Origin of the sequence: Nocardioides daejeonensis, from assembly GCF_003194585.1 — a bacterium.
Classification (GTDB): domain Bacteria; phylum Actinomycetota; class Actinomycetes; order Propionibacteriales; family Nocardioidaceae; genus Nocardioides; species Nocardioides daejeonensis.
In genome coordinates this window covers 1-22,462 of the sequence record NZ_QHKZ01000006.1, presented here as the reverse complement: position 1 = coordinate 22,462, position 22,462 = coordinate 1, and the positions used below count along the sequence as shown (strand labels likewise).

Sequence of the window (22,462 nt, the reverse complement as noted above, 5' to 3'; positions counted from 1 at the left end):
AGCCCGTCAGGAGGCAGGCGCCTGCCAGGTGATGTGCTGGCTCCAGCCGAACGCGCTGCCGGGCACCGAGGGCAGCCGGAGCGCGGTCAGGACGACGTTCGGTAGCGAGGCGTTGCGCACCGTGGCCACGTCGTTGCCCACCTGGTCGGCCGACTCGGTCAGGTGCGGGTTGAGGGAGAAGAGGTCGGTGCCGGCCGGAAGACCGGTCTCCGGACCCCAGATCACGAACGGAACGGTGTTGTTCTTCCGGTCCGATGCGTCGTTGTGGGTGCGCTTGGAGCCGCCGTTCGAGGAGGTGAGCACCACCAGCGTGCTGCCGCGCAGGGCGGCGTTGCGGCGTACGGCCTTGAGGATGCGGCCGACCTGCTTGTCGGCGTCCGCCACCGCCTTCTTGTAGGCAGCGGAGCCGAATCCCTTGGCGTGTCCGGCGGCGTCGGGACCGGAGAGATGGACATAGGTCAGCTGGGCGGGCGCGGAGTTCAGGCGGCGCTTCACCTGCTTGACGAGCTTGGCCGCCTCGGCGTTCTCCGTGCGGACCGTGAACTTGTCGGTGCCGTTGTCCAGTCCCTGGGCGTCGCGACCACCGTGCCGGCTCGACCAGGAGCCGAGGGCGGCTGCGAACCGCTTGTCGGTGGTGTAGACGGCGGTGCTCCGGCCGTTGTCGTGCGCTACGTCGAAGATCGTCGGAACGTACCGTCCTGCCTTGGCGTGCACGGTGCCGGAGACCGACTCCTTCGTCACGCCGTGCCCTCCGGCGGGCGCCTTGGCGGGCCGGCCGGTGATCATCGAGAGCTGGTTGGGCAGGGTCTTGGTCGAGTCGGCGACCGTGTGTGCCCGCATCGTGGAGACGCCCTCGCCCACCATGCTGCGGAGTGCCGGCAGGGAGCCGAGCTTCTTCTTCACGTACCCGGGGCGGAGGCCGTCGACCGAGACGGCGACGACTCGACGTACCGACGTGGTCTGGACGCGGGCCGGGGGCACGTGAACGTCGCTGGTGACCAGCGGGTGGTCGGTCGCCTTCTGCACGAGCGGGGTGCGGAGCCATTGGTGGTTGCTGAAGGTGACGTCGGTGGAGCCGAAGATCCAGTCCACCCCGAGGGGCTTCGGCGTCACGCACTTGTTCGCGGCAGTGACGCCGCCCGGGCCGGCGGCCTGAAGGGGAGCCTTGCGCTGGAACTGGCAGAAGACCTTGCTGGTCTCGTTGAGGTCGCCGAGCACGAAGACCGGGGTGGTCGGACGTTCCGCGCGCAGCCGCTTGACCATCGCGATCTCCAGGGCGCGAGCCTCGTCGCGGTGGGCCTGTGGACCGACGACCTTGGCGGCGTTGTGGAAGTTGCTCACCCAGATCGGCTGACCGGTGGCGTTGGACTGGAGCAGCAGCACCGGCATCTGGATCCGGGAGACGACCTTCTTGCCGTTGACCGTCTTGAAGCCGTAGGGGATCGAGAGCGTGTCGGCCTGGAGCAGCGTCCAGTCGCTCTTGCGCCACACGATCGAGTTGTGCATCGGTGCCGAGAGAGCGCCGAACGTGTTGCCCGGATAGACGCCGTAGGCATCACCGGTCAGGCGCAGGAACTCCTGGAACTGGGGAGCCTGGAACTCCTGGAAGCCGACGATGCTCAGGTTCTGCTCCTGGAGCAGGCGCACCGAGTGGCCCATGCGCACCGTGGACTTCGCGAACTTCGGACGGTCGGGGTTCTTCTTGTCGGTGTGGCCGGCGCCCAGCAGGTTGAAGCTGGCGATGCGGAAGCTCGTCGACTGCTCCGGAGCCGTCTGCTCACCGGTGTTGCCGTTGTTGCCGGGAGCCGCCGACGCCGGCAGGGCGGTGAGGGAGAGCGGGGCGAGGACCGCCAGCGCGGCGGCTGCCGTGACGCCTGCCCGGGTACGTCGGGGGCTCCGGAGGGACCGGGAAGATCGCTTCAGGAAACGCGACATGTTAGTGCTCCAAGCTGGGAAGTCCTCGGCGACGCGCCGAGGTTCCGGCAATTCATCAGGTCGGAGCGAGTGTGTCACAGATGTGACAGGAGTGACAGATGTTCTTCCGATTGCCTCGCCTCACGGCCTCCCGCAGCCCGGCGGCCCCGCCCGGATAGACTTCCGGCGCTCAACGGTCGAGACGTTCAGGGGTGGACATGGCGCAGCGTCTGGTGTTGCACATCGGCGCGATGAAGACCGGAACGAGCTTTCTGCAGTCCGTCTTCAACGCCCACGTGGAGGCACTCGAGGAGGACGGCGTGCGCTTCCTCGGGGGCCGCTTCGGTGCGCAGTCGCGAGCGGTCCGAGACGTGCTCGACCTGCCGCGTCGCCCCAAGCGCAACCGGCGCAAGTGGGGGGCGCTGGTCAAGGAGCTGCGCCAGCACCCGGAGCAGACCGGCGTCGTGTCGATGGAGTTCTTGAGCTTCGCCGCCCCGCGCCATCTGGAGGCGCTCTTCGAACCGCTGCAGGGGATCGAGGTCGAGGTGGTCCTCACCGTGCGCGACCTGCACCGGGTGGTGCCGGCGCAGTGGCAGACCTACACCCGCAACTTCGGTACCGACTCGTGGTCCGACTACCAGGCCCACATCAGGGCCAAGCGCCGCTGGCGTCCCCTCACGCAGAACCGGGCACGGCATACCTTCGAGCGCGCCCAGAACTTCGAGAGAATCCTCGGCCGCTGGTCGAGCGTGGTGCCCGCCGATCGGATCACCTTGGTGACCGTCCCCGGGCCGGACGCACCCCGGGACCTGCTCTGGCGCCGCTTCGTCGCCGCAGCCGGCCTGCCGGAGACCCGCGTCTCCTTCGAGGAGACCCGCGACAATGCATCGGTCGGCTATGGCAGCTGTGAGGTGCTGCGCCTGCTCAACGAGCATCTCGACGACGTGCGCCCCCGCGCCTATCGGTCCGTGATGAGGCCGTTGATCAACGAGGTGCTGGCGCCGCTGCGTGCCCAGGAGAGCAAGCCGCAGCTCGACCGCCGTACGGCCGAGTTCGCCTCCGCTCGCAACGCTCAGCTGCACAGCCTGATCACCGAGCGCGGGCATCGCTTCGTCGGCGAGCTCGCCGAGCTTCCGGTCGAGGCCGACGCCGGCGCGTTGCCGCGTGTGAGCCCGCCGCCGGCGGAGGCCGAGATCGAGCGTGCGCTGCGTGCACTTGGAGACCACCTGGCCCCCGAGACGGGCGCTTCTCCGCTGCCCCAGGAGCGAACGGCGGCGGTGGCCGAGGTCGCTGGCCGACTGCGCCGGGCACACGGCTGGGGTTGATCGCATGACCGAGCGCGTGTTCCTCCACATCGGACTCCTGAAGACGGCCACCACGTTCCTCCAGGACGGGCTCTGGGCGCACAAGGAGGAGCTCGGCAGGCGTGGACTCCTGGTGCCGGGACGGCACCGTCGGCGACACCTGATCGCCTCGCTCGACCTTCGTGAGGACCCGAAGCTCGCCCGTCGCTCGGGTGACGTCGCCCACCCTTGGCAGGATCTCGTCGACGAGGTGCGGGCCTGGGCTGGCGGCACGGCCGTGATCAGCCACGAGTTCTTCGCGCCGGCGACCGAGGACCACATCCGGCGTGCCGTCGAGTCGCTGGCCGACGTGGAGCTGCACGTGGTCATCACCGCCCGCGTGCTCACCGAGCTGGCGCCGTCGCTGTGGCAGGAGTGGGTGAAGAACGGCGGCCAGCGTGCCATCGACTCGTTCCTGGCTCCGCGCGACCCGGATCCGCACGACGAGTGGGGATGGTCGGCGTACGACCTCGCCGACGTCCTGCGCCGCTGGGGCTCGGTGGTGCCGAGCGAACGGGTGCACGTGCTGCCGATGCGGGTCGACCACACCCGCCGCGAGGAGATCTGGGAGCGGTTCCTGACCCTGCTCGAGGTCTCGCCCCTGCATCTGGCTGCGCCGGAGGAAGCGGCCAACGTCAGCCTCGGCGTGGTCGAGGTCGAGGCGCTCCGGCGGATCAACGCGGAGTTGGTCGACTTCAACAGTGCCGGTGATCGCAGTCACTGGATCCGCAGCTATCTGGCACACAGCGGCGTGATGCCGAACAGCCGGGAACGGTTCCGCCCGGGACCGGAGCGGTGGGCCGAGCTCGTCGCGCGAGCCCAGGAGGCGGTGCGTCTCCTCGAGGCGTCGGCGTACGACGTGCGGGGCGACCTCGACGCCCTTCGCCCGCCGGTGGAACTGCCGGAGCTGCGCCACCCCGATGACGTTGCAGATGCGGAGCTGCTGCACGTCAGCACGCAGACAATCGCCGCAATGCTCACAGACGTGCGCTCTCGGAATCGCGCCTACAAAGCGCTCCAGCAGGAGTTGGAAGTCGTGAATGCACAACCCCCGCGTGTAGGGTTCCCAAAGATTTTGTTCGGCCGGGGGAAGGGACCGTCGTGAAGCTCATCGCCGCTTGGGGGAGCGCCTTAGCGCTTGTTCTCGGGACGCTTGCGGCACCAGCGCTGGCCGCTGGTCCGAACTCCAACCCCATGGATCCGCCGGCCCAGACCAACAATCTGGCCAACAACAAGAAGTGGGCGCCCAAGCAGGGTGCGTTCTTCAACGTGCCGCAGGGCCCGGTGCTGGCGCAGCAGTGGGTGGTCGAGAACCAGATCCTGCAGGCGATCAAGGCCACCAAGAAGGGCGAGAAGATCCGCTTCTCCCTCTTCTCCTACGACCGCCAGCCGGTCACCGACGCCCTGATCGCGGCCCGCAACCGAGGCGTGCGTGTCCAGATCCTGCTCAACGACCACGACCACAACTTCAGCCTCGCGGCACGTCGGCTCTACAAGCGGCTCGGGCAGAACCCCAAGAAGCGGAACTTCGCCTACCGCTGCAAGCACGGCTGCCGTACCGGCTACGAGAACCTGCACTCGAAGTTCTTCCTCTTCTCCAAGACCGCCGGTGTGAAGAACGTGGTCATGGTCGGCTCCACCAACCTGACCGCCAACGCGGCCGTCAACCAGTGGAACGACCTCTACGTCATGAAGGACAAGAAGAAGGTCTACGACGCCTTCGTCGAGCTCTTCAACCAGCTGCGCAAGGACAAGAAGGCCAAGCCGCAGTACTACAAGCGCAAGCTCGGCAAGAAGTACGAGCTCCAGGTGCTGCCCTACCCCAACTTCAGCGCCAAGAACGACCCGATGATGACGGCGCTCAACAAGGTGAAGTGCACCACTGCCCAGGGATCGCCCGGCGGAGTCAAGGGCCGCACGATGGTGCGGGTCAACATGCACGCGTGGAACACCGCCCGCGGCGTCTGGCTGGCCGAGAAGGTCCGCTCGCTCTACGCCAAGGGCTGCGACGTCAAGGTGATGTACGGGATGGCGAGCAAGCCGGTGCGTGACGTCTTCGCGCGCAAGACCAAGCGCGGGGCGCTGCCGGTGCACATCGACGGCTACGACACCAACGAGGACGGCCTGATCGACCTCTACGGTCACCTCAAGGTGCTGACCGTCGCTGGACACTGGGGCAAGCAGCGCGACGCCCGCTACACGTGGACGGGCTCCAGCAACTGGGGCAACTCCGGCCTCCGCGGCGACGAGATCATCTTCCGGATCAAGGGCAACGGAGTGCTCCGCGACTACCACGCCAACTTCAACTACATCTGGCGCAACCGCTCGCACCTCGCGAAGTACATCGACTACGGCCGCGGCATTCCGGCCCGGCTGGCGCCGCCGCCGAAGCCCGGCGGACCGGCGTGGGAGAACGACTGATCCGGCCCCCTGACAGACGTTGTGGCCCGTCTCACCCTGGCTTCGGGGTTCTGCCAGAGGTGAGAGGTCATTAACATCATCGCGGGCCTGCGCCCTCTGTGCGCGGCAACGACGTGGAAGGTGGACAGATGGGCCAGTTGTGCCAGACGGAGGGGCTGACCGACATTCAGGAGGAGATCCTGAAGACGGTGCGCCAGTTCGTCGACGAGAAGATCATTCCGGTCGCTCAGGAGCTGGAGCACGCCGACGAGTATCCGACCGAGATCGTCGAGGGGCTCAAGGAGCTCGGCATCTTCGGGATCATGATTCCCGAGGAGTACGGCGGTCTCGGTGAGTCGCTGCTGACCTACGCGCTCTGCGTCGAGGAGATCGCGCGCGGTTGGATGAGTGTCTCGGGGGTCATCAACACCCACTTCATCGTCGCCTACATGCTGATGAAGCACGGCACCGAGGAGCAGAAGCAGAAGTACCTGCCCCGGATGGCCACCGGCGAGGTGCGCGGTGCGTTCTCGATGTCGGAGCCCGGCCTGGGTTCGGACGTCTCCGCGGTGGCGACCAAGGCGGTCAAGAACGCCGACGGTTCGTATGCGATCACCGGTCAGAAGATGTGGCTGACCAATGGTGGCTCCTCGACCCTGGTGGCCGTGCTCACCAAGACCGACGAGGGTGCCGACTCGGTCTACAAGAACATGACGACCTTCCTGGTCGAGAAGACCCCTGGCTTCGGTGAGGTCGCGCAGGGCATCACGGTGCCCGGCAAGATCGACAAGATGGGCTACAAGGGCATCGACACCACCGAGATGGTGTTCGAGGGCCACCAGATCGCTGCGGAGCAGATCCTCGGTGGCGAGTCCGGCAAGGGCTTCTTCCAGATGATGGACGGTGTCGAGGTCGGCCGTGTCAACGTCGCGGCGCGGGCCTGCGGCCTGGCCTGGCGGGGTTTCGAGCTCGGCATCGCCTATGCCCAGCAGCGGCACACGTTCGGCAAGCCCATCGCCGAGCACCAGGCCGTGCTCTTCCGCCTTGCCGAGATGGCGACCAAGGTCGAGACCGCGCACAACATGATGGTGCGGGCGGCCCGGCTGAAGGACACCGGCCGTCGCATGGACGTCGAGGCCGGCATGGCCAAGATGCTCGCCTCGGAGTACGCCAACGAGGTCGTGGAGGACTCCTTCCGCATCCACGGCGGCTACGGCTACTCCAAGGAGTACGAGATCGAGCGGATCATGCGCGAGGTCAAGTTCATGCTGATCGGTGAGGGCACCTCCGACATCCAGAAGATGATCATCGGCCGCTCGCTGCTCAAGGACTACAAGCTCAAGGGCTGACGCCCACGGCGCCACACGGACGCCGACACAGCAACGGGGGTGGGTTCCGACGGGACCCACCCCCGTTGCTGTGCTCCGCGGCGTACGCCGCCCGGTCGGGTCAGGGCTGCCAGGTCCAGCTGGCCAGGATGGAGTGGGTGGTGCGGGTGCGCACCTTGACGGGAACGTTGCGGGCGTAGGCGAAGGCGATCACCGTGACCTGGCCCTCGTCGTCGATCCCGGCGTACTGGTCCAGGAGGTAGTTGACCGGCTTCGCCCTCATCAGCCCCTCGTGGTGCGCCATCTCGCGTCCGTCGAGCAGGATCCGCGGCAACTGCTCGAGGTTCTTCGCCACATCGCCGAGTTGCACGGTCAGATCCGCTTCGAGGTCGTCGAGGTTGCCACCCGTCGCGACGATGCTGGTCACCGTCACGTTGTTGCGGAAGCCGTCGGCGCCGTCGGCTTCGGCGCCCGAGGTGTCGATCTCGCTGTTGACCTCCCGCGCCCCGGCGGTGTTGTCGATCCAGCCGACCGGTACGACGTAGACGTAGCTGTTGCCCTTGATCCGCACGCCCTTGGCGGGCTTGCCGAACTCGACCTCGGTCGGCGTCGCGGTGGCCTCCTCCGTGACGGCGGTCGGCGTCGGCTCGACCGAGACGGACTCGCTCGGCTTCGCCTCCGGCTCCTCCTTGTCGTCGCCTCCGCAGGCGGCGAGCAGTGAGGTGCACGTCAGCGCTGCAGCGAGAAGCACGGCGGTCGGGCGAGAACGGTTCATGCCCGCAAGGTACCTGTTGCCCGGCTCCCAGGGGCACCCCGCCTCGGCGGCTGCACGCGGTGAATTCGGTTGGCACCGGTGTGGCAGCGATGCCATGGTGGGAGGGACAACCCGTCGTCGAAGGGAGCATGCCGTGACCGGCCCCGGCAACAACGAGGATCTCAAGGCCAAGATGCGCGAGGCGCTCGAACGCAAGAACGATCACGAGCAGGGGGTGCACAAGGACGGTCCGGCGCGGGAGAAGGCGCACGGCTCCGAGGTCTCCGGCGGTGGTCCCCGGATGCATCGCCGCAAGGCAGGTGGCGGCGGCTCCTGAGGAGGGGCCGCAAGAGTTTCTGTCTCCCGGCCGGAGGCCGTAATCTTTGCGGGTGAGGATCGATCTGCACACGCATTCCGACGTGAGCGACGGTACTCAGCCTCCGGCCGGGCTCGTCCGAGCAGCCGCCGATGCGGGCCTCGACGTGATGGCACTGACCGATCACGACACGGCCGCGGGCTGGGCCGAGGCTGTCGCCACCGCCGCCGAGGTCGGCATCCGGGTGGTGCCCGGGATGGAGATCAGCACCGAGCTCGACGGGCACGGGGTGCATCTGCTCGCCTACCTGCCCGATCCACGGCACCCGGCGTTGGCTGCTGAGCTTGCGGCTGTCCTCGAGGGCCGCAATGCGCGCCTGCCCGCCACCATCGCCAAGCTCCAGGCGGAGGGGGTCGAGATCGAGATCGACGACGTGCTCGCCGCCGTTGCCGGGGTGCCGGCCGCGCTCGGACGGCCCCACGTGGCGGATGCCCTGGTCGCGCGCGGGGTGGTCGCGGACCGGAGCGAGGCCTTCGACCGGTGGCTCTCCGCCGGCCGGCCGGGATATGTGCGCCGGTACGCAGCGGATCTGACCACCATGATCGGCGTGGTGCGCGATGCCGGTGGAGTCACGGTCGTGGCCCACCCGTGGGGACGGACCCGGACGCCGTACCTGACGGCGGAGCGGATCGCGGCGCTTGCCGAGGCCGGTCTGGCCGGGATCGAGGTCGACCACGAGGACCACACCCCCGACGTACGCCGCACCCTGCGCGGGATCGCCGGTGACCTGGGCCTGGTGATCACCGGCTCCAGCGACCACCACGGAGCCGGCAAGGAGGGTCACGGCCTCGGGTGCAACACCACGGCACCAACAGAGTTCGAGCGACTGATGGAGCGGGCCGCCGCGGCCCGGAGGGCGACCGGGCGGCCGGTGCAGGAGGAGTACGCGTGGACGCTGTGATCAACGTGGTCATGCTGACCGAGGTCTTCGTGACGCTCTTCGTCATCATGGACCCGCCCGGCACCATCCCGGTCTTCCTCTCCCTGACGGCGGGGCGTGCGCCTGCGACCGTCAAGCGTGCCGCCTGGCAGGCGGTGGTCGTCTCCTTCCTGGTGATCACCCTCTTCGCCCTCTTCGGCCACGGGATCCTGCGCTACATGCACATCTCGATCCCGGCGCTACAGGCTGCCGGCGGGCTGCTACTGCTCTTGGTGGCGCTCGAGCTCCTGATGGGCTACGACAAGGATCCGGTGGGGGCCGGTGAGACCAACGTGGCGCTGGTGCCGCTGGGCACACCGCTGCTGGCCGGGCCGGGGGCGATCGTCGCGACCATGCTGTTCGTCCAGCGTGCCGATGACTTCGCGTCGGTCTCCGCTCTGGTGATCGGCATCGTCGCCGTCCACGTCGTGCTGTGGCTGACGATGCGGTTCTCACTGCGCATCCTGAAGCTCATCCGCGACGGTGGCGTCATGCTGATCACCCGGATCGCCGGCCTACTGCTCTCCGCGATCGCGGTGCAGATGGTCGCCGACGCCGTCCGCGCGTTCATCTCCGGCGAGGGTTGAGAAGGCTCGTGGGCGAGGGGCCGGCGGTCCCTACCGCCTGCCGAGGGACTGTGCGCGCTGCAGCAGTCCGCGCGGGACGGCGCGTGTGGCGGTGACGATCGCCTTGTAGCGCTTGCTGGGCACCGAGAGGGCGCGGCCGCGTTCGAGGTCGCTCAGCGCCTCGCTCACGAGCTGCTCGGCCTCCAGCCACAGGAAGCCCGGGGCCGAGTCGCGGCTCACCTCCATCCGCGCGTGGAACTCGGTCTTCACGAACCCGGGGCACAGAGCCATCACCTGGACGCCGTCAGCGGCGTACTCGTTGTGCGCCCACTCGCTGAAGCTGTTCACCCACGCCTTGGCGGCGCTGTAGGTGCCACGGGGGAGGAAGGCGGCCACGCTCGAGACGTTGACGATGCTGCCGCGGCCTCGCTGGACCATGGCGCCGAGCGCGGCGTGCGAGAGGCGGAGCACGGCCGTGACCAGGATGTCGTGCATCTGCTGCTCGGCCTCGATGTCGTTGTCGAGGAAGCGCTGCTTGAGGCCGAAGCCGGCGTTGTTCACCAGCAGGTCGACCGGGTGCTCGGCGTCGCGGAGGCGGTCGGCCACGCGAGTCAGCTGCTCGCGGTCGACCAGATCGGCCGCGAGCACCTCCACGGCGACACCGTGTCGCTCGCGCAACTCTGCTGCGACGCGCTCCAGACGGTCCTGGTCGCGGGCTACGAGGACGAGGTCGTGGCCGCCACGCGCCAGCTGCAGGGCGAACTCGTGGCCGATCCCGGCGGTGGCGCCGGTCACCAGTGCGGTGCCGGGGTGGAGTGAGGTGGTCATGCCATCAGCATTCAGCGGGGTCACGGCGATGTGCAAATGGGGGTGTCGGCGTAGGGACCGTCGAGGAGTCCCAAGCCGCAGGCCACATGGTCGAAACGTGGTCGAGTCGGGCATGATGGGGCGTGATGACCGGGACAACGCTGGCGATCGCCAACCAGAAGGGTGGGGTCGCGAAGACCACCACCGTGGCCTCCCTCGGTGCTGCCCTGGCCGAGCTGGGCCAGCGGGTGCTGCTGATCGACCTGGATCCGCAGGCGTGCCTGACCTTCTCCCTCGGGATCGACCCCGAGGATCTGGAGCTCTCGGTCCATCACGTGCTGACCAAGGGGCTGGACCCACGCGAGGTCATCGTCACGACCGATGACGGGGTCGACCTGCTGTCGGCGACGATCGAGCTGGCTCGGGCCGAGGCGGATCTGCTTACCCGGACCGGCCGCGAGCACGTGATCCGCGGCGCCCTCGAGCAGTTGGCCGAGGCCGGCGAGAGCTACGACTGGGTGCTCCTCGACTGCCCGCCGTCACTCGGCGTGCTGACGGTTGCCGCGCTGACTGCTGCCGACGGTGTGCTGATCCCGCTGCAGTGCGAGACCTTGTCGCATCGCGGTGTCGGACAGCTGCTCGACACCGTCCATGACGTGCGCCGGTTCACCAACCGCGGGCTCGAGGTCTGGGGCGTCCTGCCGACGCTCTTCGACGGGCGGACCAACCATGCCCGCCGGGTCCTGGAGACGATCTCGGAGACCTACGACCTGCAGGTGATCGAGCCGCCGATCCCCAAGACCATCAAGTTCGCCGAAGCGCCGGCCGCGGGCCGCTCCATCTTGGCCATGAGTCGCAACAGCAAGGGAGCGGCGGCCTACCGCGAGGTTGCCACCGCGCTGCTTGCCCGCCGTACCCAGGGTCGCTGAGGTCGATGGCTCGACACCGTGCTGCTCGAGGTCGTTCCCGGCTCTGGATCGGGGTCGCCTCCGTCCTGGTCACGGGGGCGGTCGTGGGTGCCGGCGTGGGGCTGGTCCCGCCGCAGGCGACCCCGCCGGTGACGGCGGCGATCACGGCTCCTGCGCCGGCGGATGTGCCCGCCCGCACCCAGGGCAGCGCGCGGGCGCCGGTGACGGTGCTGGAGCCGTTGCCCACCGATGCCCTGCCTGAGGACTCCGGCGAAGGACGACGGGTCGTCTTCAGTGAGGAGAGCCAGCGGGTGTGGCTGGTCGGCGAGGGCGACCGCGTCGAGCGCACCTACCTGGTCTCCGGGAGCCTCACCGACAATCTGCAGCCCGGTACGTATGCGGTCTACTCGCGCTCCGAACAGGCCTGGGGCATTGACGACTCGGGCACGATGCGGCACTTCGTGCGCTTCACCCGCGGGGCCCGGGCGGCCATCGGCTTCCACGACATCCCGGTCAGCGGCGGCCGCCCCCTGCAGACGGAGGCAGAGCTCGGCACCCCGCAGTCCCACGGCTGCATCCGGCAGAGTCCCGAGGACGCTGTCGCCCTCTGGGACTTCGCTCCTCTCGGCACCACCGTCGTCGTCGTCCCCTGACCCCACAACGGGACAGTCCCTGACGTCTGCAGGTGAAAGTCGACTTTCACCTGCAGAGCATCAGGGACTATCGCTCAGAGCCTCGGCTGAGCCTCAGGCGTCGGCAGTGACGGCCTCCGGCGCGCCACCGGCCTCGGCAGCGCCGGCAGGCTTGCGACGACGGCGGCGCCGGCGCTTCGGAGCGTCGGCAGCGGCACCCTCGGCGTCCTCGGTGGAGCTCTCCGGTCCGCTCGCGGGGGTGGCGGTCGGGGCGTGGTCGTCGACGGGACGACCCGAGCGCGTGCGGGTGCGACTCCGCTCCCGCTTCGGACGCTCCTTGCGCTCCCGGGGCTCGCGCTCCTGGGGTGCGGCCGGGGCAGCGATCCGGCCCTTCGTGCCGGGGGCGATGCCGATGTCGGTGAAGAGGTGCTCAGAGGTCGAGTAGGTCTCCTGCGGCTCGTCGAAGGGCAGGTCGAGCGCCTTGTTGATGACCTTCCAGCGCGTCACGTCCGCCCAGTCGACGAAGGTGATCGCGACACCGGTCGCGCCGGCGCGACCGGTCCGGCCGATGCGGTGCACGTAGGTCTTGTCATCCTCGGGGCACGTGTAGTTGATGACGTGGGAGACCCCCGCCACGTCGATGCCCCGGGCTGCGACGTCGGTGGCGACCAGCACGCGCAGCTTGTCCTCGCGGAACCGGCTCAGGGCCTTCTCGCGTGCGACCTGAGCCATGTCGCCGTGCAGGGGGGCAGCCTTGAACCCGCGCTCGGCGAGATCGTCGGCGACCCGCTGCGCCTGACGCTTGGTGCGGGTGAAGACGATGATCTTCTCCGCGTCGTCGGCCTGCAGGACCCGGCCGATGATCTCCGGCTTGTCGAGGTCGTGGGCCTGGTAGATGAACTGGGCGGTGGCCGGGACGGTCTGGTTCTCGTCCTGCGACTCGGCGCGGATGTTCATCGGGTGCCGCATGTGGCTGCGGGCCAGCGCGATGATCGCGGCCGGCATGGTGGCCGAGAAGAGCATCGTCTGCCGGGTCTCGGGGGTCTTCGACAGGAGCTTCTCCACGTCGGGGAGGAAGCCCAGGTCGAGCATCTCGTCGGCCTCGTCCAGTACGACGCTCTTCACGTGGCTGAGGTCGAGCGCCTTGCGCTGGGCGAGGTCGATCAACCGGCCCGGCGTGCCGACGACCACGTCGACACCGGTCTCCAGTGCCTCGAGCTGCGGCTCGTAGCCGACGCCGCCGTAGACGGTGAGGACGCGTACGCCGCGGTCTTTGCCGGCCAGCTCCAGGTCGGAGGAGACCTGGAGAGCGAGCTCGCGCGTCGGGGCGACGACGAGTGCCTGGGGCTTGCCCTGGGCGAGCTCGACGTAGTCGGGGTCGTGCTGGACGACGGTGCGCTGGAGGACCGGGATGCCGAACGCCAGGGTCTTGCCGGTGCCGGTGCGGGCCTGGCCGATCAGGTCGGTGCCCATCAGCGCGACCGACAGGGTCATCTCCTGGATCGGGAACGGAGTGGTGATGCCGGCGCGTTCCAGCGCATCGGCGATCTCGGGGAGCACCCCGAGCTCTCTGAAGGTGGTCACGGTATGAAGTTCGCTTCCTTGAGTAGGTCTGGCGGCCGACTCAACGGGCGACCGCGCACATGCGCCGGCGTCGGCCGCGATGTGACGCAGGGCGTCGCCGGGGGGTGCCACCACGTGGCACGCACACCCCGAGCCTATCGGTACCCTGCATCCATGACTGAATCGTCATCCGGTGAGGTGCCCGCCACGACGTCCATCGCGTTCTCCGATCCGGGGTACCGAGCGGCGGTCGTCGATCTGCTTGCGGTCATCGCCTACGGCGAGCTGTCGGCCTTCGAGCGGCTTGCCGAGGACTCCCGGATGGCGCCCAGCCTGGAGGACAAGGTCGCGCTGGCGACCATGGCGACCGCGGAGTTCGCCGATGTGCTGCGGCTGCGCGACCGGCTTGTCGAGATGGACGCTGACCCCTTCGAGGCGATGACGCCGTTCCGTGAGCCCCTCGACCGGTTCCACCGCCACACTGCGCCGTCGGACTGGCTCGAGTCCCTGATCAAGGCGTACGTCGGCGATGGGCTCGCCCGCGACTTCTACCGGGAGATCGCCGCGTTCGTGGATGTCGACACCAGGGAGCTGATCCTCAGCTCCCTCGAGCGGACGCAGCACAGTGCGTTCGTGGTCGAGAAGGTGCGCGCGGCCATCGAAGCCGATCCGCGAGTGTCGGGACGGTTGGCACTGTGGGGTCGCCGGCTGATGGGGGAGGCCCTCACCCAGGCGCAGGGCGTGGCGGCGGAGCGGGACGCGCTCTCGGCGCTGCTGGCCGGCGGGGTGGACCGCCCGGGGATGGACCTGGCCGCGCTCGGGCGGATGTTCAGCCGGCTGACCGAGCGTCACGCGGCGCGGATGGCGGAGCTCGGTCTCGCGCACTGAGCGCCGTGAGGCGATGTGATCAGCATCGCCCGGCATCTCTTTGACATAGGCAATGATTGCGTGATGAAATCATTGCCATGGTCAATCAATTGTCGACGCGTGATGCCGCGATCGAGGAGCTGACCACTGCACTCTTCTCCCTGACGCGAGGGATCCGCTCCCTCGCCCATCGCGAGGTGGTCCGGGTCGAGGGGTTGCGTCGCTCCGACGTCGCCCTCCTGCGTCAGCTCGTCGAGCACGGCGCGCAGCGCCCGGGCGCGGTCGCCGACCGGCTCGGGGTCGGGCCGTCCGTGGTGAGCCGGCAGCTCACGTCCCTGGTGGCCGAGGGGCTGGTGACCCGGCGTACGGATCCGGCCGACGGGCGTGCGGACCTGCTCGACATCACCGAGGCCGGTCGCGCTCGGCTGGCCGAGCTGCTCGCCGGATTCGTGGCCTTCCTGGCCGACCGCCTCGAGGGCTGGGACGACGCGCACATCGCGGAAACCGCCCGGATCCTCGAGGAGCTGCACGGCTCCCTGAACCCCTGTACTCCCAGCACTGAGCTCGAAGGCACCGCTTCATGACACAGACCTCCTCGTCCACCGAACCCAACGCGCTGAGCCATCGGGAGATCCTCGAAGTGCTCGCCGGCCTGCTGGCGATGCTCTTCGTCGCCATGCTCAGCTCCACGATCGTGAGCACCGCGCTGCCGACGATCATCGCCGACCTCGACGGCTCGCAGACCCAGTACACCTGGGTGGTCACCGCCACCCTGCTCGCCATGACGGTCTCCAGCCCGATCTGGTCGAAGCTGGCAGACCTGTTCGACAAGAAGCTGCTGGTCCAGCTCTCCGGCCTGATCTTCCTGCTCGGCTCGCTCGCCGCCGGACTGGTGCACAGCGTTCCGCAGCTTCTCGCCGCACGTGCCCTCCAGGGCCTCGGCGTGGGCGGCCTCATGGCGTTGAGCCAGGCGATCCTCGGCACGATCATCCCGCCGCGTCAACGCGGTCGGTACTCCGGCTACATGGCCGGGGTGATGGCGGTCGCGACGGTCTCCGGCCCGTTGCTCGGTGGCGTCCTGGTGGACCTCGCCGGCTGGCGCTGGTGCTTCTTCGCCGCGGTGCCGATCTCGATCGCGGGCCTGGCCGTGCTGCAGAAGTTCCTGCACCTCGAGACCGTACGCCGCCGTGTGCAGATCGACTGGTGGGGCGCGGTCTTCATCTCGGTCGCCGCCTCGCTCCCGCTGGTCTGGGTCTCGTTCGCCGGTCAGAACTACGACTGGCTCTCCACCGAGACCGCGCTCTTCCTGGGGGGCAGCCTGGTGGCGCTGGTGGCCGCGGTCCTGGTGGAGCGCAAGCACCCCGAGCCGCTGGTGCCGCCGCGGATCCTGCTGGAGACCACGACCATGCTCGCGATCGTCGCGAGCATCGCCGTCGGCATCGCCCAGTTCGGCAGCTCGGTCTTCCTGAGCCAGTTCTTCCAGACCGCGCAGGCCTACTCGCCGACCGAGGCCGGGCTGCTCATGCTGCCGTTGATCTTCGGCTCCCTCGTCGGCGCGACGGCATCTGGCCAGATCATCACGCGCACCGGCCACTGGAAGCCGGTCATGCTGGTCGGCACGGTGGCGCTGTTCGCCGGCCTCGTGCTGATGGGCCCGACCACCCACACCACCCCGATGTGGCACCTGAGCCTCTTCATGGTGCTGATGGGGCTGGGGCAGGGGGCGCTGATGCAGAACCTGGTCCTGGTCGTGCAGAACACCGTCGACGTGACCGACATCGGTGCCGCGAGCGGCGTGGTCAGCTTCTTCCGGTCGCTCGGCGGCACGATCGGCATCGCCGCCCTGGGCGCCGTGCTCACCAACCGGGTGGCCGACACCTCGTCGGCCTCCATCAAGGAGCTCGTGGTGAGTGGACGGCTCAGCCCCGAGGAGGCCGCCAAGGTGGCCCAGGGAGGCGGCCTCGACCTGGAGCACATGCCTGCGTTGGCTGCGGAGGCGATCCGGCACGCCTACGGCGACGACATCGGGGTGATCTTCGTGATCGCCGCGGTCTTCTCGGTGGTGACGTTCCTGGCGATCTGGCGGATGCCCCGCACCGAACTACGCACCACGGTCGCGAAGGTGGACCAGGCCGAGGCACCGCAGGACGCCTGAGAACGCGTATTCAACACGTTCCGGGGCGATCAGCGGGGGAACGGGAGGCGTCTGGTCAGCGCCGCAACGGCGCTGACCAGCGCGATGCCGGTGCCGAGCTGCCAGAAGTGCCGCCACCAGTCGACGTTCGGGGTCTCCGCGGCGAACTGGAGGACGTCGAGATAGATCATCGTCCCGCCGATCATTCCCACGGTCGCGAGCAGGATCCCCGCCCAGAGCGCCAGCGTCGGCCACAGCGCCCGGGCAGCGCATCCGATGAGCACGCCGCCGACGAGCGCGAAGAGCAGGTCGTCCAGCTTCATGGCCGGGGCCGCTACCTCAGGAGCGGAAGCCGACCTGGCCCACGGAGCCGGAGCCGATCTCCACGTAGGCGATACGGCCGGCCGGCACCAGGACGGTGCGCCCCTTGGCGTCGGTGAGGGTCAGCACGCCGTCGGAGCCGACCGCCTCGGCGACCAGGCGCTGAACATCGGCAGCCTTCTCGTCCACGTCGAGGACCAGCTCGCGTGCCGCCTGCTGGATTCCGATCTTGACCTCCATGGGCCTTCCTTTCCTGTCGTGGCGCTCCCGTTCCGGGATGCGTCAGTCGTGCTTGGGGTAGCCGGCGATCCCGCGCCAGGCGAGGCCGGCGACCAAGGCGCTCGCCTCGTCGCGGCCCAGTCCGCCCGGGTCATCGGTCCAGAACCGAGCGCTGACCTGGGCCATTCCCACCAGGGAGACGGCCAGCAGGTTGGCAGCGGTGGTCGGCAGCCCGGTGTCGTCGCGGATGACGTCGGTGATCATCTCCGCGCAGTCGATCGTCACCCGGTCGATCTGGGCACGGACGGCAGGCTCGTTCGTCAGGTCCGACTCGAAGACCAGACGGAAGGCGCCCGACTCCGAGCCGACGTACTCGTAGAAGGCGCTCATCGTGGCGGCCACGCGCTGTTTGTTGTCCTCGGTGGACTCCAGGGCACGCCGACAGCTGGCGATGATCGCGTCGCAGGAGGTCTCCAGCAGCGCGAGGTACAGCTCCTGCTTGCCGGGGAAGTGCTGGTAGAGCACCGGCTTCGAGACGCCCGCTCGGTCGGCGATGTCGTCCATGCCGGTGGCGTGGTAGCCGTTCGCGACGAAGACCTCGAGCGCGGACTCGAGCAACTGGGCGCGGCGCGCACGTCGAGGTAGCCGGCCGCCCCGTGGTCGTGGCGCCACCAGTCCCGGTTCCTCGCTCACGCGTCTGCCCCTCTCCGCGCCGATCATCTGTCGGCCGCACCGCAGCCTACAAGGCTGCCGGAGGCCGGCAGCGTCCGCATGACGGGATGGTGTCGGCACGCCTTGGCGGGCTGGGGAACATGGAGGACGACCCCCGTGTTGTACGGGACGTCCCTGAAGGAACCGATCGAGGAGATCCCCCGTGTCTTTCCCAGCGCTCGTGGAGCCCGCGGACGAGCTGACCATCGACGAGGTGCGTCGCTACAGCCGCCACCTGATCATCCCCGACGTGGGGATGGCCGGCCAGAAGCGGCTGAAGAACGCCAAGGTCCTGGTGATCGGGGCCGGCGGCCTCGGCTCACCCGCCCTCCTCTACCTGGCGGCCGCAGGCGTCGGAACGATCGGCATCGCGGAGTTCGACGAGGTCGACGAGTCGAACCTGCAGCGCCAGGTGATCCACGGGCAGTCCGACATCGGGCGCTCCAAGGCGGAGTCGGCGCGTGACTCGATCCTGGAGATCAACCCGCTGGTCAACGTCGTGCTGCACGAAGGACGCCTCGACAACGACAACGTCCTCTCGGTCTTCGAGGGCTACGACCTGATCCTCGACGGCACCGACAACTTCGCGACCCGCTACATGGTCAACGACGCTGCCTACTTCCTGAAGATCCCCTACGTGTGGGGCTCGATCTATCGCTTCGATGGCCAGGCCTCCGTCTTCTGGCCGCACGCTGTCGACACGGAGGGCAACTCCGCCGAGGCGCCGTGCTACCGCTGCCTCTACCCGGAGCCGCCGCCGCCGGGGATGGTCCCCTCCTGCGCCGAGGGCGGTGTGCTCGGTGTGCTCTGTGCGGCCATCGGCTCGATCCAGGTCAATGAGGGCATCAAGCTGCTCGCCGGCATCGGCGACCCGCTCGTCGGGAAGCTGATGATCTATGACGCACTCGAGATGGAGTACCGCAAGCTCAAGGTCCGCAAGGACCCCAACTGCGCGTTGTGCGGTGACAACCCGACGGTCACCGGTCTGATCGACTACGACTCCTTCTGTGGTGCGGTGTCGACCGAGGCCGCCGACGCGGCAGCCGGCTCGACCATCTCGGTGCACGACCTGGCAGCCATGCTCAAGCAGCGCGAGGACGGCGAGTCCGACTTCCTGCTGGTCGACGTGCGCGAGCCCAACGAGTTCGAGATCAACCGGATCCCGGGTGCCGTGCTGATCCCGAAGGGCGACTTCCTCAACGGCAGTGCGCTGGAGCAGCTTCCTTCGGACAAGCAGATCGTGCTGCACTGCAAGTCGGGCGTGCGCTCGGCTGAGTGCCTGGCGATCGTCAAGGGCGCCGGCTACGACAACGCCGTGCACGTTGGCGGCGGCGTGGTGGCATGGGTGAACCAGATCGACCCGAGCCAGCCTTCCTACTGACTCACGATGTCTGGCAACGAGAGCGGTGGGTGCTGCTCGCCCTCCCGTCCCGCTGGCTCGGCTGTGGCCGCGCCGCCGGTGTCGTCACGACGTCGGCGGCGCGGTCCTGCGCAGGTGCTCGTACCCGGCGGTCGCTTCGCGATGGGGGACCACCTCGACGAGGGCTACCCGGCCGATGGCGAGACGCCCGTGCACGACGTCGAGCTGCGCCCCTTCCGGATCGACCCGGTCGCCGTGACGAACGCGGCCTTCTCGACCTTCGTCAAGGAGACCGGATACCGGACCGTCGCCGAGCGCGAGGGCTTCTCGGCGGTCTTCCACCTGGCGCTCGCCGACCCCGGTGCCGTACGCGGCGCTGTGGCCGGCGCACCGTGGTGGCTGATGGTCGACGGCGCCGACTGGCGCCATCCCGAGGGGCCGAGCAGCGACGTGAGCGCTCGCTCCAACCACCCGGTCGTGCACCTCTCCCACGAGGACGCGACCGCCTACGCCACCTGGGCGGGGAGAAGGCTCCCTACCGAGGCCGAGTGGGAGTACGCCGCCCGCGGTGGTCTTGTCGGTAGCCGCTTCGTGTGGGGAGACGAGCTGATGCCTGGCGGCCGGCACCGGTGCAACATCTGGCAGGGCGAGTTCCCGGCGCGCAACACCGAGGACGACGGCTGGCTCACCACCGCGCCGGTGAAGAGCTTCCTGCCCAACGGCTATGGGCTCTTCCAGATGGCGGGCAACGTCTGGGAGTGGTGCAGCGACTGGTTCGCGGCCGACTACTACACCCGGTCGCCGGAGGCGGACCCGATCGGACCGGAGACGGGCGAGAGCCGGGTGCTGCGGGGTGGCTCGTTCCTCTGCCACGACTCCTACTGTCACCGCTACCGCGTGGCTGCCCGCTCGCACAACACCCCGGACTCCTCGGCCGCCAACATCGGCTTCCGCTGCGCCTCCGACGCCTGACGTTCCCCGCGGCCCCTCACTCTGCGGGTTCGAGCTCCCGGGGGCAGCTGTCGCCTGCACAGTCGCGGTAGCGCTTGTCCCACTGGGCGAGCCGATCGAGGATCTCGGCGTACGCCGGGTCGCCGGCGACGTTGTGAAGCTCGCCCGGGTCGACCCGTCGGTCGTAGAGCTCGGCGTCGCCGCCGCGCGGCTTCACATAGGTGAGGTCGCCGTAGCGGATGCCCGAGTACATCCGGGCCTTGGCTCGGGCACCGCCGACCGGCCATCCTTCGATCGGGATCACGCGCCGTCCGGTCTCACCCTTCTCCAACCAGGGGAGCACGTCGACACCGTCGACGGCCCGGGCGGGCTTCGCTCCTGCGATCGCGGCAATGGTGACGGCCAGGTCGGGGTTGGTGACGGCCAGGTCGGTCGTCACGCCCTTCGGAAGGCCGGGGCCGCGCATGAAGATGGGGATGCGCAGTGAGTTGTCGAAGGGGAGCAGCTTGCCCATCTTGTTGTTGTGCCCGGTCATGAAGCCGTTGTCGGAGGTGACGATGATGTAGGTGTCGTCGAGCTCTCCCTCCTCGCGGAGTGACCGGACGGTGTCCCGGATGGCCTCGTCGACAGCCTGCAGGGACTCGATGCGCTGCTGGTTCACCTCGCGCATCGCCGCGTGGTAGTTCTCCGAATGAGGTTCGCTCGACCACCTGCTGTCGTCAGGCCCCTGCCACATCTCCGGCACGTCGGGCAGTTCCTCGTCGCTGAAGCTGTTGCGATGGCGCTCCGCTGGATACGTCGTCGACAGCTGCGCGTCGGGATCGTCGCCGAAGACCACCTTGGGGTCGTCGGACTCGTCGGGGCCGCCGGTGTGGGGTGCTACGTAGTTGGCCCAGAGGTAGAAGGGCCGCTCCTTGTCGGGACGCTCGGCCAGCATCTCGCCGGTCATCTCTCCGATGAGATCGGAGCTGTAGCCCTCCGGCTTGACGACGCGTCCGTTCGCGTTGAACTCGGTGTCCGTGAAGCTGTACGTCGTGAAGTCGATGCTCGCCCGGAAGTCCGACCAGCCCGGAGGCACGTAGGTCTTCCGCTTAACGCCGTACCCGTTGAGGTACTTGCCTACGAAGAGGGTGTCGTAACCGGCGCTCTGCAGCCAGACAGGCAGCGTCTCGTCGTCGCGGAAGGACTTGAATCCGCCGTTGCGTCCTTCGATGGTGAGCGCGCCGTGGTTGTGGGCGTACTGCCCGGAGAGCAGTGAGGCCCGGGCCGGTACGCAGATCGGCGTGGGCGCGAGGCCGTCGCTGAGGGTGACTCCCTGGTCGGCGACGAGCCGTTGGAGATGGGGCATGTGCGCGACGTCGTCGACGTCCATGTCGTCGGCGGTGATGAGCACGACGTTGGCGGCACCCGCGCGGGGCGTCGGCAGCTCGGCGGTGGCGGACGGACGCTCTCCGAGGTCGCCGGGCAGTGGGTCGTCGCTGCATCCCTGGAGACCCGCGGCGAGCATCAAGGTGCTGACCGCCCACACTCCGAGGCTCCGGTACCGACGACGGGGGAGTACGGGCTGCGGCACGCGGGTTCCTCTGGTTCGATCGGGGACACTGACTAGGACTTGCCAGCATACGGAGGGGTTGCGACGGTGACGGTGAAGGCGAGCCACGAGGAGTACGTCGAGACGGTCCTCTCCCTTGTCGAGTCGATCCCTCCGGGCCACGCGACGACGTACGGCGACCTCGCGGCGGTCGCGCGGGAGGTGACCGGCATCGGCGGAGCGCGCCAGGTCGGACGGGTCATGGCGCAGTACGGCGCCGCGGTCGCCTGGTGGCGCGTGGTGCGTGCGGACGGCGGCCTTCCTCGCGGACATGAGGACGAGGCGCGCCTGCACCACCTCGACGAAGGCACGGTGCTGACCGTCAGCGGTCGTGTGGACCTGCGGAAGTCCGGTCATGAGCCGAGCGTCCAGAGACCCTCAAAGCACCTCTGACCAGGCACTTTGTGCTGAAGGCAGGCCAAGGGAGGCGGCTGCGACGAGCACTGTGGCCGCCGTCACGCCGGTTCGATTTGGCACTCTCCCCGAAGTTCGCCTAATGTTTCACCTGTCGCCGAGAGCGGCGGGGAGGAACGCCCAGAAGGGCGGGTCGCCCGGCTCTAGATGACATTCTTCTTCTGTTGGGTGGCTGGCTCCTGTGTGGGTCGGGTATCTGGCGGAGGTTTCGGCTGGCTTGGTCGGTCGTGAGGCTCAGTTTGACTGGGTTGATCGGTTCGGGTAAGTTTGGTCGGGTTGCCTCACGGGCCGCTGGTCGCGGGTTTGCGGTTGGTTGGTGTGGGTGTGTGTGATTCTTGAGAACTCAACAGTGTGTCAATATATAGTCGACGAATTAGTTTGTTT

The 22,462-nt window shown here is 68.6% G+C and carries 23 protein-coding genes; 15 read left to right on the top strand and 8 right to left on the bottom strand.

Features of this window, described 5'->3' with window-relative positions:
• Positions 1-6: 6 nt before the first annotated feature.
• Positions 7-1,935 (bottom strand): alkaline phosphatase family protein, encoded by a 1,929-nt coding sequence (locus DNK54_RS15585; RefSeq protein WP_110207936.1) that lies wholly within the window; start codon positions 1,933-1,935, stop codon positions 7-9.
• 197 nt (positions 1,936-2,132) lie between these two features.
• Here DNK54_RS15585 and DNK54_RS15580 point away from each other — a divergent pair, with 197 nt between their 5' ends.
• The 4 genes from DNK54_RS15580 (at position 2,133) to DNK54_RS15565 (ending at position 7,006) form a co-directional block, all read left to right on the top strand.
• A complete protein-coding gene (locus DNK54_RS15580) occupies positions 2,133-3,239 on the top strand; it encodes a hypothetical protein (RefSeq protein WP_162602490.1) in 1,107 nt (368 codons plus the stop codon).
• A gap of 4 nt (positions 3,240-3,243) precedes the next feature.
• Complete coding sequence (locus DNK54_RS15575) at positions 3,244-4,362, top strand: hypothetical protein (RefSeq protein ID WP_110207934.1); 1,119 nt, start codon at positions 3,244-3,246, stop codon at positions 4,360-4,362.
• Between the two features lie 89 nt (positions 4,363-4,451).
• Entirely contained in the window at positions 4,452-5,678 is a 1,227-nt protein-coding gene (locus tag DNK54_RS15570; protein WP_110207933.1) for a phospholipase D-like domain-containing protein, read from the top strand.
• A gap of 128 nt (positions 5,679-5,806) precedes the next feature.
• Positions 5,807-7,006 (top strand): acyl-CoA dehydrogenase family protein, encoded by a 1,200-nt coding sequence (locus tag DNK54_RS15565; protein ID WP_110207932.1) that lies wholly within the window; start codon positions 5,807-5,809, stop codon positions 7,004-7,006.
• Positions 7,007-7,106: 100 nt separating this feature from the next.
• Here DNK54_RS15565 and DNK54_RS15560 read toward each other — a convergent pair whose 3' ends face one another.
• Complete coding sequence (locus DNK54_RS15560) at positions 7,107-7,760, bottom strand: hypothetical protein (RefSeq protein ID WP_110207931.1); 654 nt, start codon at positions 7,758-7,760, stop codon at positions 7,107-7,109.
• 133 nt (positions 7,761-7,893) lie between these two features.
• On the opposite strand from DNK54_RS15560, the gene DNK54_RS15555 reads away from it, so the two are divergent.
• Genes DNK54_RS15555 through DNK54_RS15545 form a run of 3 tightly spaced genes read left to right on the top strand, consistent with a single transcriptional unit; the run spans position 7,894 to position 9,621 of the window.
• A complete protein-coding gene (locus DNK54_RS15555) occupies positions 7,894-8,076 on the top strand; it encodes a DUF5302 domain-containing protein (RefSeq protein WP_239460131.1) in 183 nt (60 codons plus the stop codon).
• A gap of 52 nt (positions 8,077-8,128) precedes the next feature.
• A complete protein-coding gene (locus tag DNK54_RS15550; RefSeq protein WP_110207929.1) occupies positions 8,129-9,016 on the top strand; it encodes a PHP domain-containing protein in 888 nt (295 codons plus the stop codon).
• The gene (locus DNK54_RS15545; RefSeq protein WP_239460130.1) at positions 9,004-9,621 is read left to right on the top strand and encodes a MarC family protein; all 618 of its coding nucleotides are present in this window, start codon (positions 9,004-9,006) and stop codon (positions 9,619-9,621) included. The genes DNK54_RS15550 and DNK54_RS15545 overlap by 13 nt, the downstream gene beginning before the upstream one ends.
• A 30-nt stretch (positions 9,622-9,651) precedes the next feature.
• Here the strand turns inward: DNK54_RS15545 and DNK54_RS15540 are convergent, their stop codons facing one another.
• Positions 9,652-10,428 carry an SDR family NAD(P)-dependent oxidoreductase gene (locus DNK54_RS15540; protein ID WP_110207928.1) on the bottom strand — a complete coding sequence of 259 codons (777 nt, stop codon included), beginning with the start codon at positions 10,426-10,428 and terminating at the stop codon, positions 9,652-9,654.
• A gap of 125 nt (positions 10,429-10,553) precedes the next feature.
• On the opposite strand from DNK54_RS15540, the gene DNK54_RS15535 reads away from it, so the two are divergent.
• Together DNK54_RS15535 and DNK54_RS15530 are read left to right on the top strand one after the other, a co-directional pair.
• Entirely contained in the window at positions 10,554-11,336 is a 783-nt protein-coding gene (locus DNK54_RS15535) for a ParA family protein (RefSeq protein ID WP_110207927.1), read from the top strand.
• 5 nt (positions 11,337-11,341) lie between these two features.
• Entirely contained in the window at positions 11,342-11,968 is a 627-nt protein-coding gene (locus tag DNK54_RS15530; RefSeq protein ID WP_110207926.1) for a L,D-transpeptidase, read from the top strand.
• A gap of 93 nt (positions 11,969-12,061) precedes the next feature.
• Here the strand turns inward: DNK54_RS15530 and DNK54_RS15525 are convergent, their stop codons facing one another.
• Positions 12,062-13,621, bottom strand: coding sequence for a DEAD/DEAH box helicase (locus DNK54_RS15525; protein ID WP_420846385.1), 1,560 nt, complete (start codon positions 13,619-13,621; stop codon positions 12,062-12,064).
• A gap of 63 nt (positions 13,622-13,684) precedes the next feature.
• Between DNK54_RS15525 and DNK54_RS15520 the strand changes: the two genes are divergently transcribed.
• The 3 genes from DNK54_RS15520 (at position 13,685) to DNK54_RS15510 (ending at position 16,532) form a co-directional block, all read left to right on the top strand.
• The gene (locus tag DNK54_RS15520) at positions 13,685-14,398 is read left to right on the top strand and encodes a ferritin-like fold-containing protein (RefSeq protein WP_110207925.1); all 714 of its coding nucleotides are present in this window, start codon (positions 13,685-13,687) and stop codon (positions 14,396-14,398) included.
• 89 nt (positions 14,399-14,487) lie between these two features.
• Entirely contained in the window at positions 14,488-14,961 is a 474-nt protein-coding gene (locus tag DNK54_RS15515) for a MarR family winged helix-turn-helix transcriptional regulator (RefSeq protein ID WP_162602489.1), read from the top strand.
• Complete coding sequence (locus DNK54_RS15510; protein WP_110207923.1) at positions 14,958-16,532, top strand: MDR family MFS transporter; 1,575 nt, start codon at positions 14,958-14,960, stop codon at positions 16,530-16,532. Before DNK54_RS15515 ends, DNK54_RS15510 begins: the two co-directional genes overlap by 4 nt.
• 29 nt (positions 16,533-16,561) lie before the next feature.
• Here the strand turns inward: DNK54_RS15510 and DNK54_RS15505 are convergent, their stop codons facing one another.
• The 3 genes from DNK54_RS15505 to DNK54_RS15495 are packed head-to-tail and all read right to left on the bottom strand — an operon-like array spanning position 16,562 to position 17,744.
• Positions 16,562-16,834, bottom strand: a complete 273-nt coding sequence (locus tag DNK54_RS15505; protein ID WP_110207922.1) for a hypothetical protein — start codon at positions 16,832-16,834, stop codon at positions 16,562-16,564.
• 16 nt (positions 16,835-16,850) lie between these two features.
• The gene (locus tag DNK54_RS15500) at positions 16,851-17,072 is read right to left on the bottom strand and encodes a DUF3107 domain-containing protein (RefSeq protein ID WP_110207921.1); all 222 of its coding nucleotides are present in this window, start codon (positions 17,070-17,072) and stop codon (positions 16,851-16,853) included.
• Between the two features lie 42 nt (positions 17,073-17,114).
• The gene (locus DNK54_RS15495) at positions 17,115-17,744 is read right to left on the bottom strand and encodes a TetR/AcrR family transcriptional regulator (RefSeq protein WP_239460128.1); all 630 of its coding nucleotides are present in this window, start codon (positions 17,742-17,744) and stop codon (positions 17,115-17,117) included.
• Between the two features lie 181 nt (positions 17,745-17,925).
• Here DNK54_RS15495 and moeZ point away from each other — a divergent pair, with 181 nt between their 5' ends.
• Entirely contained in the window at positions 17,926-19,143 is a 1,218-nt protein-coding gene (moeZ, locus tag DNK54_RS15490) for an adenylyltransferase/sulfurtransferase MoeZ (RefSeq protein WP_110207919.1), read from the top strand.
• Positions 19,144-19,284: 141 nt separating this feature from the next.
• Entirely contained in the window at positions 19,285-20,094 is an 810-nt protein-coding gene (locus tag DNK54_RS15485; RefSeq protein WP_476739117.1) for a formylglycine-generating enzyme family protein, read from the top strand.
• Between the two features lie 16 nt (positions 20,095-20,110).
• On the opposite strand, the gene DNK54_RS15480 is transcribed toward DNK54_RS15485, so the two are convergent.
• On the bottom strand, positions 20,111-21,646 hold the full coding sequence (locus tag DNK54_RS15480) for a sulfatase family protein (RefSeq protein ID WP_162602488.1): 1,536 nt from the start codon (positions 21,644-21,646) through the stop codon (positions 20,111-20,113).
• 66 nt (positions 21,647-21,712) lie between these two features.
• Between DNK54_RS15480 and DNK54_RS15475 the strand changes: the two genes are divergently transcribed.
• Positions 21,713-22,057 (top strand): MGMT family protein, encoded by a 345-nt coding sequence (locus tag DNK54_RS15475; RefSeq protein WP_338036280.1) that lies wholly within the window; start codon positions 21,713-21,715, stop codon positions 22,055-22,057.
• Positions 22,058-22,462 lie beyond the last annotated feature (405 nt).

Coding starts and splice junctions, on each gene's coding strand:
- DNK54_RS15585 (WP_110207936.1), bottom strand. CDS start 1,935: ATGTCGCGTTTCCTGAAGCGATCTTCCCGGTCCCTCCGGAGCCCCCGA.
- DNK54_RS15580 (WP_162602490.1), top strand. CDS start 2,133: ATGGCGCAGCGTCTGGTGTTGCACATCGGCGCGATGAAGACCGGAACG.
- DNK54_RS15575 (WP_110207934.1), top strand. CDS start 3,244: ATGACCGAGCGCGTGTTCCTCCACATCGGACTCCTGAAGACGGCCACC.
- DNK54_RS15570 (WP_110207933.1), top strand. CDS start 4,452: ATGGATCCGCCGGCCCAGACCAACAATCTGGCCAACAACAAGAAGTGG.
- DNK54_RS15565 (WP_110207932.1), top strand. CDS start 5,807: ATGGGCCAGTTGTGCCAGACGGAGGGGCTGACCGACATTCAGGAGGAG.
- DNK54_RS15560 (WP_110207931.1), bottom strand. CDS start 7,760: ATGAACCGTTCTCGCCCGACCGCCGTGCTTCTCGCTGCAGCGCTGACG.
- DNK54_RS15540 (WP_110207928.1), bottom strand. CDS start 10,428: ATGACCACCTCACTCCACCCCGGCACCGCACTGGTGACCGGCGCCACC.
- DNK54_RS15535 (WP_110207927.1), top strand. CDS start 10,554: ATGACCGGGACAACGCTGGCGATCGCCAACCAGAAGGGTGGGGTCGCG.
- DNK54_RS15530 (WP_110207926.1), top strand. CDS start 11,342: ATGGCTCGACACCGTGCTGCTCGAGGTCGTTCCCGGCTCTGGATCGGG.
- DNK54_RS15520 (WP_110207925.1), top strand. CDS start 13,685: ATGACTGAATCGTCATCCGGTGAGGTGCCCGCCACGACGTCCATCGCG.
- DNK54_RS15510 (WP_110207923.1), top strand. CDS start 14,958: ATGACACAGACCTCCTCGTCCACCGAACCCAACGCGCTGAGCCATCGG.
- DNK54_RS15505 (WP_110207922.1), bottom strand. CDS start 16,834: ATGAAGCTGGACGACCTGCTCTTCGCGCTCGTCGGCGGCGTGCTCATC.
- DNK54_RS15500 (WP_110207921.1), bottom strand. CDS start 17,072: ATGGAGGTCAAGATCGGAATCCAGCAGGCGGCACGCGAGCTGGTCCTC.
- DNK54_RS15485 (WP_476739117.1), top strand. CDS start 19,285: ATGGGGGACCACCTCGACGAGGGCTACCCGGCCGATGGCGAGACGCCC.